12 protein-coding genes are annotated in these 15,601 nt (G+C 60.7%); 5 read left to right on the top strand and 7 right to left on the bottom strand.

All coding sequences use genetic code 11. The features are described 5' to 3' along the window. Positions 1-21: 21 nt before the first annotated feature. Positions 22-627: a MiaE family protein gene (locus ACVWSC_RS09660; RefSeq protein ID WP_442113415.1), complete on the bottom strand. Its 606-nt coding sequence runs from the start codon at positions 625-627 to the stop codon at positions 22-24. 158 nt (positions 628-785) lie between these two features. Here ACVWSC_RS09660 and ACVWSC_RS09655 point away from each other — a divergent pair, with 158 nt between their 5' ends. Further along, complete coding sequence (locus tag ACVWSC_RS09655) at positions 786-1,649, top strand: universal stress protein (protein WP_442113414.1); 864 nt, start codon at positions 786-788, stop codon at positions 1,647-1,649. Between the two features lie 67 nt (positions 1,650-1,716). Here the strand turns inward: ACVWSC_RS09655 and ACVWSC_RS09650 are convergent, their stop codons facing one another. Then, complete coding sequence (locus ACVWSC_RS09650) at positions 1,717-2,184, bottom strand: DUF1289 domain-containing protein (protein ID WP_442113413.1); 468 nt, start codon at positions 2,182-2,184, stop codon at positions 1,717-1,719. Between the two features lie 406 nt (positions 2,185-2,590). Here ACVWSC_RS09650 and acnB point away from each other — a divergent pair, with 406 nt between their 5' ends. Then, a complete protein-coding gene (acnB, locus tag ACVWSC_RS09645; protein ID WP_442114283.1) occupies positions 2,591-5,200 on the top strand; it encodes a bifunctional aconitate hydratase 2/2-methylisocitrate dehydratase in 2,610 nt (869 codons plus the stop codon). A 153-nt stretch (positions 5,201-5,353) separates the two neighbouring features. On the opposite strand, the gene prpF is transcribed toward acnB, so the two are convergent. The 5 genes from prpF to ACVWSC_RS09620 form a co-directional block, all read right to left on the bottom strand. Then, entirely contained in the window at positions 5,354-6,544 is a 1,191-nt protein-coding gene (gene prpF / locus ACVWSC_RS09640) for a 2-methylaconitate cis-trans isomerase PrpF (RefSeq protein WP_442113412.1), read from the bottom strand. A gap of 95 nt (positions 6,545-6,639) precedes the next feature. Continuing rightward, the gene (gene acnD / locus ACVWSC_RS09635; protein ID WP_442113411.1) at positions 6,640-9,228 is read right to left on the bottom strand and encodes a Fe/S-dependent 2-methylisocitrate dehydratase AcnD; all 2,589 of its coding nucleotides are present in this window, start codon (positions 9,226-9,228) and stop codon (positions 6,640-6,642) included. 142 nt (positions 9,229-9,370) lie between these two features. Further along, positions 9,371-10,498 (bottom strand): bifunctional 2-methylcitrate synthase/citrate synthase, encoded by a 1,128-nt coding sequence (gene prpC / locus ACVWSC_RS09630; protein ID WP_442113410.1) that lies wholly within the window; start codon positions 10,496-10,498, stop codon positions 9,371-9,373. Between the two features lie 81 nt (positions 10,499-10,579). Then, a complete protein-coding gene (prpB, locus tag ACVWSC_RS09625) occupies positions 10,580-11,470 on the bottom strand; it encodes a methylisocitrate lyase (protein ID WP_442113409.1) in 891 nt (296 codons plus the stop codon). After that, the gene (locus ACVWSC_RS09620; RefSeq protein WP_133211770.1) at positions 11,467-12,177 is read right to left on the bottom strand and encodes a GntR family transcriptional regulator; all 711 of its coding nucleotides are present in this window, start codon (positions 12,175-12,177) and stop codon (positions 11,467-11,469) included. The genes prpB and ACVWSC_RS09620 overlap by 4 nt, the downstream gene beginning before the upstream one ends. A 292-nt stretch (positions 12,178-12,469) precedes the next feature. Here ACVWSC_RS09620 and rloA point away from each other — a divergent pair, with 292 nt between their 5' ends. From rloA to ACVWSC_RS09605, 3 genes are read left to right on the top strand one after another with little or no spacing between them, the layout of a single operon-like run. Beyond that, complete coding sequence (rloA, locus tag ACVWSC_RS09615) at positions 12,470-13,006, top strand: retropepsin-like aspartic peptidase RloA (protein WP_442113408.1); 537 nt, start codon at positions 12,470-12,472, stop codon at positions 13,004-13,006. Between the two features lie 5 nt (positions 13,007-13,011). Beyond that, positions 13,012-14,544, top strand: coding sequence for an osmotic stress tolerance membrane protein RloB (gene rloB / locus ACVWSC_RS09610; RefSeq protein ID WP_442113407.1), 1,533 nt, complete (start codon positions 13,012-13,014; stop codon positions 14,542-14,544). Then, positions 14,544-15,527 carry an alpha-L-glutamate ligase-like protein gene (locus ACVWSC_RS09605; RefSeq protein WP_442113406.1) on the top strand — a complete coding sequence of 328 codons (984 nt, stop codon included), beginning with the start codon at positions 14,544-14,546 and terminating at the stop codon, positions 15,525-15,527. The genes rloB and ACVWSC_RS09605 overlap by 1 nt, the downstream gene beginning before the upstream one ends. The last annotated feature ends 74 nt before the right edge of the window (positions 15,528-15,601 follow it).

The raw sequence follows: 15,601 nt of genomic DNA, 5'->3' as shown, positions 1-15,601 counted from the left end.
CGGGCTTGCCCCCCGATCAACTCAAGCAGGAACACCACTGTGGAAGCGGAACTCTTCGTCCGGGGTAGTAATCAGCTCAGCCTCGACCGCCCTGACCTTCTCCACCACCCGCTCGATATCAGCCGCATCACCGTATTGATGAGCCAGCTTCAGGTACCCCTGATAATGCCGCGCCTCGCTGTTGAGCAGGCCGTGGTAGAACTTGCCGAGTTCTTCGTCCAGATGCGGCACCAGGGCAGCAAAGCGCTCACAGCTGCGCGCTTCGATGAAGGCACCAACCACCAAGGTATCCACCAGTTTCACCGGCTCGTGAGTACGTACCACCCGGCGCAAGCCAGAGGCATAGCGCCCGGCCGAAAGCGGGCGCAGGGCGATTTTGCGCCGTTTCATCAGGCGCAACACCTGCTCATGGTGCACCAGCTCTTCACGGGCCAGGCGCGACATCATGTTGATCAGGTCCAGGTGCGTGTTGTACTTGGCCATCAGGCTCAGTGCCGTGCTGGCAGCCTTGAACTCACAGTTTTTGTGGTCAATCAGCAGGGTTTCCTGATCGGCAAGCGCCGCCTGGACCCAGGCATCGGGAGTACGGCAAGCAAGGAACGCATCGATTTCGGGAATAAGGTGCATAGGCTCACAAACAGGCAGGGCAAACGGCAAGGCCGGCGATTATACCGGCAGCAGCGGCGATCACCAGTGATCTATGCTTGATACATATCAACGCCCATTGCACTTGGCGCCGACTATAGTCAGACATCGGTCGTCATTTCTGAAGGGAGTTCACGCTCATGCAAGCCGTCCGCAGCATCCTGGTGGTACTCGACCCCGAACACGCTCACAGCCGTGCGCTAACCCGGGCCAAACTGATCGCCGGCGCCACCGGCGCACGCCTGCACCTGCTGATGTGCGACAGAAAGCACGACCACAGCGCCCTGCTAAGCCTGCTCTGCAGTCAGCTGCATGATGACGGCTTCGACAACGTGACCTACGAGCAGGCCTGGCACGATACCTTGCACGAATCGATCGTCGACGTGCAGCAAGCCGAAGGCTGCGAGCTGGTGATCAAGGAGCACCGCCCGGACAACCCGTTGAAAAAGGCCCTGCTCACCCCGTCGGACTGGAAATTACTGCGTCAATGCCCTTGCGCGGTGTTGATGGTCAAGACTGAACGTCCCTGGACTGGCGGGGTGATCCTGGCGGCGGTGGATGTCGGCAACCATGACGAAGCGCACCGCCTGCTGCACAAAAACATCATCGACCACGGCTATGAAATCGCCAACCTGGCCAAGGGCAATCTCCACGTGATCAGCGCCCACCCTTCACCGATGCTGTCGGCAGCCGATCCGGTCTATCAATTGAAGGAAACCATCGAACAGCGCTACCGCGAAGAATGCGCGGCGTTCCAGGCCGAGTTCGATATCAACGATGAACGCCTGCATGTCGCCGAAGGCCCGGCGGATGTGCTGATCCCCTACACCGCCAGCAAGTACGACGCGGTGGTGACAGTGATCGGCACGGTGGCCCGCACCGGGATCTCCGGGGCGCTGATTGGCAATACCGCCGAGGTGGTGCTTGATTCGCTTGAATGCGATGTGCTGGTGCTTAAGTCGGAAGAGGCGAAAGTGCACCTGACGGAACTGGCGCAAGGTTGAAGATTTGCTCGCGGGGCAAGCCCGCTCCTACAAGCGCCTGTAGGAGCGGGCTTGCCCCGCGATGCTTTCAACCCAAAGCATCCTTGAGAAACCCCGGCGCGATATAACGCTGGTAGTGAGCCTCGGACAGCAAGAAAAATTCCCGATCAATGGCATCTCGCAACTGCGGTAACTCCCAGTCACGAAATTCCGGCAGCAACACCATGCCGTAGGCTTCCAGATCACGGATAACCCGTGCGCCACGGGCGATCAGCTGATAAGCCCAGCAATACTCGGACTGGTGCGGCACAAAGCGGATGGTGCGCTGTTCAAGTTGATGACGCAGGCGCGCGGCATCAAAGACCTCAAGTTTGGCCACCATGACCTGCACCAGCAATTGCTCAAGGCGCAGCCACACGGCTCGCTTTTCGTCTTCGTTATAGCCGTTCCAGTTGATCACTTCATGGTGAAAACGCTTGCAGCCACGGCACACCAAGTCCCCGTAAACCGTGGAGCAGAGGCCGACACAAGGCGTTTTAATTGACTGATTGGACATGAAAAAATCAACAACTGGACGATGGAACAGGCTGTCATGTTAGCCCTTTGTCTAACGGGGGTCACCCGCTAAAGTCATCTGCCCCGCCTTACCTTTATCGAGTTTTTACCGTAGAATCATCCGGCCTTTTTAAGGCGCCAATGTCCGTTAGAAGCTGTTTTCAAAGCGTCACGAGCACAGTTCATCCGGTAGAACGGCGTTGGCCCGGGATATTCGCCCGTCGCATGTCCCGCGCCAGCCCTCATCAGCCTCCGTTCTACAGGCGTAAAACTTTGAAAGCAGCTTCTGTAAGGATTTCCTGCAACCCTGGCTACGCGGCCCAAAAAGCCGTATTGCGCAGGGGTGCCGAAAATTCTGGATGAGCGTCCCGGACACCCATTTGGGACCACTGATGAGGGTAATAACTGTGCTTGAAGCCTACCGCAAACACATCGAAGAGCGTGCCGCCCTGGGCATCGTGCCCCAGCCGCTTAACGCCGAACAAACCGCAGGCCTGGTCGAGCTGCTGAAGAACCCGCCTGCTGGCGAAGAAGCCTTCCTCGTCGACCTGATCACCAACCGCGTTCCACCAGGAGTGGACGAAGCTGCCTACGTCAAGGCCGGCTTCCTCTCTGCCGTCGCCAAGGGCGAAACCAAATCGCCACTGATCGACCGCAAACGCGCCACCGAATTGCTGGGCACCATGCAGGGCGGCTACAACATTGCCACCCTGGTCGAGCTGCTGGACGATGCCGAACTGGGCGCCGTCGCTGCCGAGCAACTGAAGCACACCCTGCTGATGTTCGATGCGTTCCACGACGTGGCTGAAAAAGCCAAGGCCGGCAACGTTCACGCCAAGGCCGTGCTGGAATCCTGGGCTGCTGGCGAGTGGTTCACCGCCCGCCCGGCCATCGAGCAGAAGTACACCCTGACCGTTTTCAAGGTGCCAGGCGAAACCAACACCGACGACCTGTCCCCTGCCCCGGACGCCTGGTCGCGCCCTGACATCCCGCTGCACGCCCTGGCCATGCTGAAAATGGCCCGTGACGGCATCAACCCTGAGCAACCTGGCTCGGTTGGCCCGCTCAAGCAGATCGAAGAAGTCAAAGCCAAAGGCTTCCCAGTTGCCTATGTTGGTGACGTGGTCGGTACCGGTTCTTCGCGTAAATCCGCGACCAACTCGGTACTGTGGTTCTTCGGCGACGACATCCCGTACGTGCCGAACAAGCGCGGCGGCGGTTTCTGCTTCGGCACCAAGATCGCTCCGATCTTCTACAACACCATGGAAGACGCCGGCGCCCTGCCGATCGAATTCGACTGCACCGACCTGGCCATGGGCGATGTCATCGACGTCTACCCGTACAAAGGTGAAGTCCGTCGTCACGGCAGCGATGAGCTGGTCACCAGCTTCGCGCTGAAAACCGAAGTACTGCTCGACGAAGTCCGCGCTGGCGGCCGTATCCCGCTGATCGTCGGCCGTGGCCTGACCGAAAAAGCCCGTGCCGAGCTGGGCCTGGGCCCAACCGATCTGTTCAAGCTGCCTGAAGCCCCGGTCGACACCGGCAAGGGCTACAGCCTGGCGCAGAAAATGGTCGGCAAGGCTTGCGGTCTGCCAGAAGGCAAAGGCGTACGTCCTGGCACCTACTGCGAACCGAAGATGACCACCGTCGGCTCGCAGGACACCACCGGTCCGATGACCCGTGACGAACTGAAAGACCTGGCGTGCCTGGGCTTCTCTGCTGACCTGGTGATGCAGTCGTTCTGCCACACTGCAGCCTATCCGAAGCCAATCGACGTCAACACCCACCACACCCTGCCAGACTTCATCCGCACCCGTGGCGGTGTTTCCCTGCGCCCAGGCGACGGTATCATCCACAGCTGGCTGAACCGCATGCTGCTGCCGGACACCGTCGGTACCGGTGGTGACTCGCACACCCGCTTCCCGATCGGCATCTCCTTCCCGGCCGGTTCCGGCCTGGTCGCCTTCGCCGCAGCCACTGGCGTGATGCCACTGGACATGCCGGAGTCGGTACTGGTGCGCTTCAAGGGCAAACTGCAACCAGGCATCACCCTGCGTGACCTGGTACACGCCATCCCTTACTACGCCATCCAGAAAGGCCTGCTGACCGTCGAGAAGAAAGGCAAGATCAACGCCTTCTCCGGCCGCATCCTGGAAATCGAAGGCCTCGACGAACTGACCGTCGAACAAGCCTTCGAACTGTCCGACGCCTCGGCTGAACGTTCCGCCGCCGGTTGCTCGATCAAGCTGCCTGAGAAGGCTATTGCCGAGTACCTGCAGTCGAACATCACCCTGCTGCGCTGGATGATCAGCGAAGGCTACGGCGACCCACGTACCCTGGAGCGTCGCGCTCAGGCGATGGAAGCCTGGCTGGCCAACCCAGTGCTGCTGGAAGCCGACAAGGATGCCGAATACGCCGAGATCATCGAAATCGACCTGGCCGACGTCAAAGAGCCTGTGCTCTGCGCGCCGAACGACCCGGACGACGCGCGTCTGCTGTCGACCGTACAGGGCGAGAAGATCGACGAAGTGTTCATCGGTTCGTGCATGACCAACATCGGTCACTTCCGCGCTGCCGGTAAGCTGCTGGACAAGGTCAAAGGTGGCATCCCTACCCGTCTGTGGCTGGCTCCGCCAACCAAGATGGACGCTCACCAGCTGACCGAAGAAGGCTACTACGGCATCTACGGCAAAGCTGGCGCCCGCATGGAAATGCCAGGCTGCTCGCTGTGCATGGGTAACCAGGCACGTGTGCAGACCGGTTCGACCGTGGTTTCCACCTCGACCCGTAACTTCCCGAACCGCCTGGGTGACGCCACCAACGTCTACCTGGCCTCTGCCGAGCTGGCGGCTGTTGCCTCGATCCTGGGCAAACTGCCAACCGTCGAAGAGTACATGGAATACGCGAAGAACATCGACAGCATGGCTGCCGACGTTTACCGCTACCTGAGCTTCGACCAGATCGCCGAGTTCCGTGAAGCTGCTGCGAACGCCAAGATCCCGGTTGTTCAAGCCTAAGCTGACCTAGCGTAAAAAAAACCCCGCCAATTGGCGGGGTTTTTTTTAGCTCTTGTGGGAGCAACTGTTTTGCACTACCTGTGGGAGCGGGCTTGCCCCGCGAAGCAATGCGACTGACACACCGCAATCGCGGGGCAAGCCCGCTCCTACCGGTCAGAACGCATCACCAGGCACCCGCACCCACCCTTCCATCAGCACGCGAGCACTGCGGCTCATGATCGCCTTGGTCACCGTCCACTCACCGTTCACCTGACGCGCCTCAGCCCCCACACGCAGGGTGCCTGACGGGTGACCGAAGCGCACTGCGCTGCGCTCACCACCACCGGCCGCCAGGTTCACCAGCGTGCCAGGCACGGCTGCAGCAGTACCGATGGCCACAGCAGCCGTACCCATCATCGCGTGGTGCAGCTTGCCCATCGACAACGCCCGCACCAACAGGTCTACATCACCCGCCGCAACGGTTTTACCGCTGGACGACTGATAAGTGGTCGGCGGTGCAACAAACGCAACTTTCGGGGTGTGTTGACGCTTGGCGGCTTCATCGATATGCCCGATCAGCCCCATGCGCACGGCCCCGTAGGCACGGATGGTCTCGAACCGGGCCAGAGCCTCAGGGTCGCCGTTGATGGCGTCCTGCAGCTCGGTGCCGGTGTAGCCGATGGCTTCGGCTTGAATGAAGATGGTTGGAATACCCGCGTTGATCAGGGTTGCCTTGAGGGTGCCGACACCGGGCACTTCAAGGTCGTCAATCAGGTTGCCGGTAGGGAACATCGAACCGCCGTCGCCGTCTTCATCGGCCGCCGGGTCCATGAATTCGAGCTGCACTTCGGCAGCCGGGAAGGTCACGCCATCCAGTTCGAAATCGCCGGTTTCCTGCACTTCACCGTTGGTGATCGGTACATGGGCAATGATGGTCTTGCTGATATTGGCCTGCCAGATGCGCACGGTGCAGATGCCGTTATGCGGTACTCGGCTGGCGTCTACCAGGCCTGCGCTGATGGCAAACGAGCCGACCGCCGCCGAAAGGTTGCCGCAGTTGCCGCTCCAGTCGACGAATGCCTTGTCGATCGACACCTGACCAAACAGGTAATCGACGTCGTGTTCGGCTTTGGTGCTGCGCGAGAGGATCACGGTTTTGCTGGTGCTGGAGGTAGCACCACCCATGCCGTCGATCTGCTTGCCATACGGGTCGGGGCTACCGATCACTCGCAGCAACAGGGCATCACGGGCCGGGCCGGGCACCTGGGCGCGTTCGGGCAGGTCTTGCAGGCGAAAGAACACACCCTTGCTGGTGCCACCACGAATGTAGGTGGCGGGAATCTTTACTTGCGGTACATGTGCCATGGTTGGGTTCCTGATCGTTCTTTTTAGGGAATCGCGGGGCAAGCCCGCTCCTACCAGGTCGGTGGGAGCGGGCTTGCCCCGCGATGAGCCCTACCTCAAACCGCCGCCGACTCCAGGAAGTCCTGGGCAAAGCGTTGCAGCACCCCACCCGCTTCGTAGATCGACACTTCTTCAGCGGTATCCAGACGGCAGGTCACCGGCACCTCGACGCGCTCACCGTTGTGACGGGTGATCACCAGGGTCAGGGTGGCCCGCGGGGTACGCTCGCCGAGCACGTCGAAGGTTTCGGTGCCGTCGATGTCCAGCGTCTTGCGGTTCACGCCCGGCTTGAACTCCAGCGGCAGTACGCCCATACCCACCAGGTTGGTGCGGTGAATACGCTCGAAACCTTCAGCCACGATGGCTTCGACGCCAGCCAGACGCACACCCTTGGCCGCCCAGTCACGCGACGAGCCCTGACCGTAGTCGGCACCGGCAACGATGATCAGCGGCTGCTTGCGATCCATGTAGGTCTCGATCGCTTCCCACATCCGTGTGACCTTGCCTTCCGGCTCGATCCGCGCCAACGAACCCTGTTTGACCTTGCCGCCTTCCTGAACCATTTCGTTGAACAGTTTCGGGTTGGCGAAGGTGGCGCGCTGGGCGGTCAGGTGATCACCACGGTGGGTGGCGTAGGAGTTGAAGTCTTCCTCCGGCAGGCCCATTTTCGCCAGGTATTCGCCAGCAGCGCTGTCGAGCATGATGGCGTTCGACGGCGACAGGTGGTCAGTGGTGATGTTGTCGGGCAGCACCGCCAGCGGGCGCATGCCCTTGAGGGTACGCTCCCCGGCCAGCGCGCCTTCCCAGTACGGCGGACGGCGGATGTAGGTGCTCATCGGGCGCCAGTCGTACAGCGGGTCGACCTTGGGACCGGTGTCTTCTTCGATGGCGAACATCGGGATGTAGACCTGACGGAACTGCTCTGGCTTGACCGACGACTTGACCACTGCGTCGATCTCTTCGTCGCTCGGCCAGATGTCCTTGAGGCGGATTTCCTTGCCGTCGACCACCGCCAGTACATCTTTCTCGATGTCGAAACGGATGGTACCGGCAATCGCATAAGCCACTACCAACGGTGGCGAAGCCAAGAACGCCTGCTTGGCATACGGGTGAATACGCCCGTCGAAGTTACGGTTACCCGACAGCACAGCAGTGGCGTACAGGTCGCGGTCGATGATTTCCTGCTGGATCACCGGGTCCAGCGCGCCGGACATGCCGTTGCACGTGGTGCAGGCGAAGGCGACGATGCCGAAGCCGAGCTTTTCCAGCTCATCATCAAGGCCAGCCTCCTTGAGGTACAACGCCACGGTCTTGGAGCCTGGTGCCAGCGACGATTTGACCCAAGACTTGCGAGTCAGGCCGAGCTTGTTGGCATTGCGCGCCAACAGACCTGCAGCGATTACGTTGCGTGGGTTACTGGTGTTGGTGCAACTGGTGATGGCGGCAATGATCACCGCGCCATCCGGCATTTGCCCCGGCACTTCTTCCCACTGACCGGCAATGCCCTTGCTCGACAAGTCGCTGGTGGCCACACGGGCGTGCGGGTTGGACGGGCCGGCCATGTTGCGCACGACGCTGGACAGGTCGAATCGCAGCACCCGCTCGTACTGTGCGTTGGCCAGGCTGTCGGACCACAGGCCGGCAACCTTGGCGTAGGTTTCTACCAGTTTGACTTGCTCATCATCACGGCCGGTGAGGCGCAGGTAATCGATGGTCTGCTGATCGATGGAGAACATCGCCGCCGTAGCGCCGTATTCCGGGGCCATGTTGGAGATGGTGGCGCGGTCGCCAAGTGTCAGCGCGCGGGCACCTTCGCCGTAGAACTCAAGGTAGGCACCGACGACTTTTTCCTTGCGCAGGAACTCGGTCAGGGCCAGCACCACGTCGGTGGCGGTAATACCGGGTTGCGGCTTGCCAGACAGCTCGACACCGACGATTTCCGGCAGGCGCATCCACGATGCACGGCCGAGCATGACGTTCTCGGCTTCCAGGCCGCCCACGCCAATGGCGATGACGCCCAGGGCATCGACGTGCGGCGTGTGGCTGTCGGTGCCAACACAGGTATCAGGGTACGCCACGCCACGTTCGGCATGGATGACCGGCGACATCTTCTCCAGGTTGATCTGGTGCATGATGCCGTTGCCGGGCTGGATCACATCGACGTTCTTGAACGCCTTTTTGGTCCAGTTGATGAAATGGAAACGGTCTTCGTTACGACGGTCTTCGATGGCGCGGTTCTTCTCGAACGCCTGCGGATCGAAACCACCGCACTCCACTGCCAGCGAGTGGTCGACGATCAATTGCACCGGTACCACCGGGTTGACCTGGGCCGGGTCACCGCCGCCTTCAGCGATGGCGTCACGCAGACCGGCAAGGTCGACCAGCGCGGTCTGGCCGAGGATGTCGTGGCACACCACACGGGCAGGGAACCAGGGGAAATCGAGGTCGCGCTTGCGCTCGATCAACTGGCTCAGCGAGGCATTCAGGCTGGCCGGATCGCAGCGACGCACCAGGTTTTCGGCCAGTACGCGCGAGGTGTAGGGAAGCTGGTCATAAGCGCCGGGCTTGATCGCATCAACGGCCGCGCGGGCGTCGAAATAATCCAGGCCAGTGCCCGGCAGGTTCTTGCGAAATTCAGTATTCATGGCACAGGACTCAATCACGGTAAGGTCGGTGGCTGGTAACCCCTCCTCCCGGTAGGAGCGGGCTTGCCCCGCGATTGCGATGTAGCAGGTAAATCGCTATCGCGGGGCAAGCCCGCTCCTACACAGGAGCAGAAGGCAGGCCTCAGCGCTGTTCGATTGGCACGAACTTACGCTGCTCAACGCCGGTGTATTCGGCACTTGGACGGATGATGCGGTTGTTGGCACGCTGCTCGAACACGTGAGCTGCCCAGCCGGTCAGGCGCGAGCAGACGAAGATCGGGGTGAACAGCTTGGTTGGAATGCCCATGAAGTGGTACGCCGAGGCATGGTAGAAGTCGGCGTTCGGGAACAGTTTCTTCTGCTCCCACATGGTCTTGTCGATTGCTTCGGACACCGGGTACAGCACGGTGTCACCGACTTCCTCGGCCAACTGCTTGGACCAGCCCTTGATCACTTCGTTACGTGGGTCGGACTCTTTGTAGATCGCGTGACCGAAGCCCATGATCTTGTCCTTGCGCTGCAGCATCTGCAGCAGCTCGGTCACCGCATCTTGCGGGCTCTGGAAGCGTTCGATCAGTTCCATGGCCGCTTCGTTGGCGCCGCCGTGCAGTGGGCCGCGCAGCGAGCCGATGGCGGCGGTGATGCAGGAATACAGGTCCGACAGGGTCGAAGCGCAGACACGGGCGGTGAAGGTCGAGGCGTTGAATTCGTGCTCGGCGTAGAGAATCAGCGAGACGTTCATCACTTTGACATGCAGCTCGCTCGGCTTTTTGCCGTGCAGCAGGTGCAGGAAGTGGCCGCCGATGGTGTCTTCGTCGCTGGTGCAATCGATACGTACACCCTGATGGGTGAAGCGGTACCAGTAGCACATCACCGCCGGGAACAGTGCCAGCAGGCGATCAGTCTTGTCGCGCTGCTGTTCGAAGGTCAGCTCTGGCTCCAGGGTACCGAGCACCGAGCAACCGGTACGCATCACATCCATCGGGTGGGCGTCGGCTGGAATGCGCTCAAGCACTTCTTTGAGCGCCTGCGGCAGATCGCGCAGGGTCTTGAGCTTGCCTTTGTATTCAGCCAGCTGGGCTTCGCTCGGCAGCTCGCCGTACAGCAGCAGGTAGGCAACTTCTTCGAACTCGGCGCCAGCGGCCAGATCACGAACGTCGTAACCACGGTAGGTCAGACCGGCACCTTCCTGGCCCACAGTCGACAGTGCAGTTTGCCCGGCCACTTGACCACGCAGGCCGGCACCACTGAGTACTTTTGCTTCGGCCATGTCTATCTCCACTCTTGAATTTGTTATGGATGCTTTGGCTAATCGCGGGACAAGCCCGCCGCTACAGGATTAAGCAGGTGTTCAGCCTTTTTTCTGGGCGAACAACGCGTCGAGGCTTTGCTCGAAGGCGTGGTAGTTGATGGCGTCGTACAGCTCCATGCGGGTTTGCATGGTGTCGACAACATTCTTTTGCGTGCCATCGCGGCGCAGCGCGGTGTAGACGTTTTCGGCGGCCTTGTTCATGGCGCGGAATGCCGACAGCGGGTACAGCACCAGCGACACATCAACCGAGGCCAGCTCTTCGGTGGTGTACAGCGGGGTAGCACCGAATTCAGTGATGTTGGCCAGGATCGGCGCTTTGACGCGATCGGCGAAGGTTTTGTACATCGACAGTTCGGTGATCGCTTCCGGGAAGATCATGTCGGCACCGGCTTCGATGCACGCTGCAGCGCGGTCCAGCGCGGCGTTCAGGCCTTCAACCGCCAGCGCATCGGTACGCGCCATGATCACGAAGCTGTCGTCGGTACGGGCATCGACGGCGGCCTTGATACGGTCAACCATCTCCTGCTGCGACACGATTTCCTTGTTCGGACGATGGCCGCAACGCTTGGCACCGACCTGGTCTTCGATGTGAATCGCGGCCGCGCCGAACTTGATCATCGACTTGACGGTACGCGCAACGTTGAAGGCCGAGGAGCCAAAACCGGTGTCTACGTCTACCAGCAGTGGCAGGTCGCAAACGTCGGTGATGCGCCGTACATCGGTGAGCACGTCATCCAGGCCGCTGATGCCCAGGTCTGGCAGACCGAGGGAGCCGGCCGCTACACCGCCACCGGACAGGTAGATGGCCTTGAAACCGGCACGCTTGGCCAGCAACGCATGGTTGGCGTTGATCGCACCGACGACCTGCAGCGGGTGTTCGGCGGCGACGGCATCACGAAAACGCTGGCCGGGACTGCTTTTCTGACTCATGACTCACCTCGTGGGCTGTTAGCGTCCAGGTAGTGACGCTCGATGTTGCGTTTGGAAGCGCCGATGTGACGACGCATCAAGAGCTCGGCCAGTTCACCGTCACGGTCGGCGATGGCATCGAGAATCCGGTGGTGTTCAGCGAACGCCTGGTGCGGCCGGTTGGGCGTGGCGGAAAACTGAATGCGGTACATGCGCACCAGTTGATACAGCTCGCCGCACAGCATTTGCACCAGGGTGCGGTTGCCGCTGCCCTGAATAATGCGGTAATGGAAATCGTAGTCGCCTTCCTGCTGGTAGTAGCCCAGCCCCGCCTGGAACGTGGCGTCGCGCTCATGGGTGTCGAGCACCCGGCGCAGCTCATCGATCTCGGCTACGCTCATACGCTCGGCAGCCAGGCGGCAGGCCATGCCTTCCAGGGACTCACGAATTTCGTACAGTTCAATCAGCTCGGCATGGCTCAGCGACACCACGCGTGCGCCGACATGTGGCACGCGTACCAGCAGGCGCTGGCCTTCCAGGCGGTGGATAGCCTCGCGCAGCGGCCCGCGGCTGATGCCATAGGTGCGCGCCAGCTCAGGCTCGGAGATCTTGCTGCCCGGTGCGATTTCACCTTTGACGATGGCCGCCTGGATGCGCCGGAAGACGTTTTCCGAAAGGGTTTCGGAATCTTCGGCAATTGCGCCAGGCGCTTGGGCTGTGTCCAGCATATTGTCGACACCTCACAAATCAATGAAGCCAAAACTAGCCAAATTGACAAGCAGAGTCAAAGACAAAATGAATATTGTCGACAATCGTCTAAGAACGAACTTCACCACTGTTGCTGTTGTCTGAGTGCAGCCGCTGGCGCCATCACACCAGCGTGATAGAATGCCGCGCCTCACACAGGGCATGAACAGTGTGATTGTCATCACTTTGTGCTGACGACAGATAAACGAGGAAGCTTGCGCAGCATTGCCAGTGGCCTTGACCCGAACATCGCACAGCACCGCGCCAGGATTTATGAGACTTACGCCCCTTCTATTGTTGCTCAGCCTGTTTCTGTTACCTGGCCTGGGCCAGGCTTCGGAAAAGACCGTGTACGGCCTTAACGAATACGCCCGCCTTGCCGATATCGACCTGGAGGTTGCCGCCAAGCTCGATACCGGGGCTAAAACCGCCTCGCTCAGTGCTCGCGATATCAAGCGCTTCAAGCGCAATGGCGAATCCTGGGTGCGCTTCTACCTGGCAATTGACGCCGCCCATGCGCATCCGATAGAACGACCTCTGGCCCGCGTCAGCAAGATCAAACGACGCGCCGGCGATTACAACCCGGACGAAGGCAAAGCCTATACCGCCCGCCCGGTGATTGAACTGAACATCTGCATGGGGACGGCCCGCCGCGTGATCGAAGTAAACCTGACCGACCGTAGCGCCTTCCAGTTCCCACTGCTGATCGGCTCCGAAGCGCTCAAGCATTTTGATGCGCTGGTCGACCCAAGCCTTAAATACGCGGCCGGCAAACCTGCCTGCGCCCCTGACGCTCCCACCGCAGAGTAATCCCGATGCGCTCTCTTACCCTTCACCTGAAAGTCTTGATCACCGTACTGGTGCTTCTGGGCATCATTGTCACGGCGTACCAGATTTTCTTTCTCGGCATCCCGGTGACCGAAGACGAGACCGACGACCTGTGGAACATTGACGCCAAGGTCGAGTTCGTCGCCAACCCCAAAGACCCGGTCAAGGTCCAGATGTTCGTCCCGCCATTGAGCCGCGACTATGTCAGCCTCAATGAGAGCTTCATCTCCAACAACTACGGGGTCAGCGTCAACCGCGTCGACGGCAACCGCAAGGTGACCTGGTCGGCTCGTCGCGCCAGCGGCAACCAGACCCTGTACTACCGCCTGGTCCTGACCAAGCGCTACAGCACTGAAAAAGCCAAGATCAAGGGCCCGACCTTCCGTGACAGCCTGGCTGTGGAAGGCCCGGAGAAAATCGCCGCCGAAGCCCTGATGGCGCCGATCCGCCAACACTCGGCTGACGTCGAGACGTTCGTCAGCGAAACCATCAAGCGGGTCAACAACCTCAACGACGACAACGTCAAGCTATTGCTGGCCGGTGACACCTCGTCGCTGAACAAGGCCAAGGTCATCGACCTGCTGCTGTCGATCGCCCACGTGCCGGTGGAAAAGGTCCACACCATCCGCCTGGTGGCCGACCAGCCACAAACCCCTGAACTGTGGCTGCGCAGCTTCAACGGCACCGACTGGCTGTACTTCAACCCGGATACCGGCGAACAAGGCCTGCCGACCGACCGCCTGCTGTGGTGGACCGGTGATGACAACCTGATCACCGTCGATGGCGGCAAAAAAGCCAACGTCAGCTTCAGCCTGAACAACAGCGAGATGAACGCCATCCGCCTGGCCAAGCTGACCGACGAAAACACCGATGCCGACTTCCTCGAGTATTCGCTGTACGGCCTGCCGCTGCAAACCCAGCAGACCTTCATGATCATGGTAATGATCCCGATCGGCGTACTGGTGATCCTGGTGCTGCGCAACCTGATCGGCCTGCAGACCCTGGGTACCTTCACCCCGGTACTGATCGCCCTGGCCTTCCGCGAAACCCAACTGGGCTTCGGCATCATCCTGTTCACGGTGATCACTGCGCTGGGGCTGTCGCTACGCTCCTACCTTGAGCACCTGAAGCTGCAGATGCTGCCGCGCCTGTCGGTGGTCCTGACCTTCGTGGTGGTATTGATCGCCGCCATCAGCCTGTTCAGCCATAAACTGGGCCTGGAACGCGGCCTGTCGGTGGCACTGTTCCCGATGGTGATTCTGACCATGACCATCGAGCGCCTGTCGATCACCTGGGAAGAACGCGGCGGTGGCCATGCGATGAAAGTCGCCATCGGCACCCTGTTCGCCGCCTCCCTGGCACACCTGCTGATGAGCGTGCCGGAGTTGGTGTACTTCGTCTTCACCTTCCCGGCGGTGCTGCTGATTCTGGTGGGCTTCATGCTGGCGATGGGTCGCTACCGCGGCTACCGCCTGACGGAGCTGGTGCGTTTCAAAGCTTTCGTGAAGGCTGACGCTTGATGTTTGGTCTCTGGAAAACCTGGAAAGCCCTGGAGGCCCGGGGCATCATGGGTATCAACCGGCGCAATGCGGACTACGTCCTCAAGTACAACAAGCGCCACCTGTACCCGATTGTCGATGACAAGATCATCACCAAGGAGCGTGCGATCCAGGCCGGCATCCATGTGCCGGAAATGTACGGGATCATCTCCACCGAGAAAGAGATCGACAAACTTTCCGAGATCATCGGCGGGCGCAACGACTTCGTCGTCAAGCCCGCTCAGGGTGCCGGCGGCGACGGCATCCTGGTGGTTGCCGATCGCTTCGAAGACCGTTATCGCACGGTCTCGGGCAAGATCATCAGCCACGAGGAAATCGAGCACCAGATCTCCAGCATCCTTACTGGCCTGTACTCCCTGGGCGGTCACCGCGACCGCGCCCTGATCGAGTACCGGGTAACCCCCGACCAGATCTTCAAAAGCATCAGCTATGAAGGCGTGCCGGACATCCGCATCATCGTGCTGATGGGCTACCCGGTGATGGCCATGCTGCGTCTGCCGACCCGCCAGTCCGGCGGCAAGGCCAACCTGCACCAAGGCGCCATCGGTGTCGGTGTCGACCTGGCCACCGGGGTGACCCTGCGCGGCACCTGGCTGAACAACATCATCAGCAAACACCCCGACACCACCAACGCGGTAGACGGCGTGCAACTGCCGAACTGGGATGGTTTCATGAAGCTTGCGGCCGGCTGCTATGAGCTGTGCGGCCTGGGCTACATCGGTGTCGACATGGTCCTGGACCAGGACAAGGGCCCGTTGATCCTCGAACTCAACGCCCGCCCCGGCCTGAACATCCAGATCGCCAACGACTGCGGCCTGACCAAACGCACCCACGCCGTCGAAGCGCACCTGGAACAGCTGGCCAAAGACGGCATTCAGGAAACTGCCGAACAACGTGTTCGCTTCGCTCAGGAACTGTTCGGGCACGTCCCTTCCAACGCCTGACTGCAGCCTTGCCGCCTTCAGCCTGCACGGGCTGATGGCGGCAAGGTCACCCAGGTCGCAGTCAGCGCTAGGCG

The organism is Pseudomonas sp. NUPR-002 (assembly GCF_056322725.1).
Note: the sequence above shows the minus strand (reverse complement) of the source record. Positions and strands in the feature narration are given on the sequence as shown.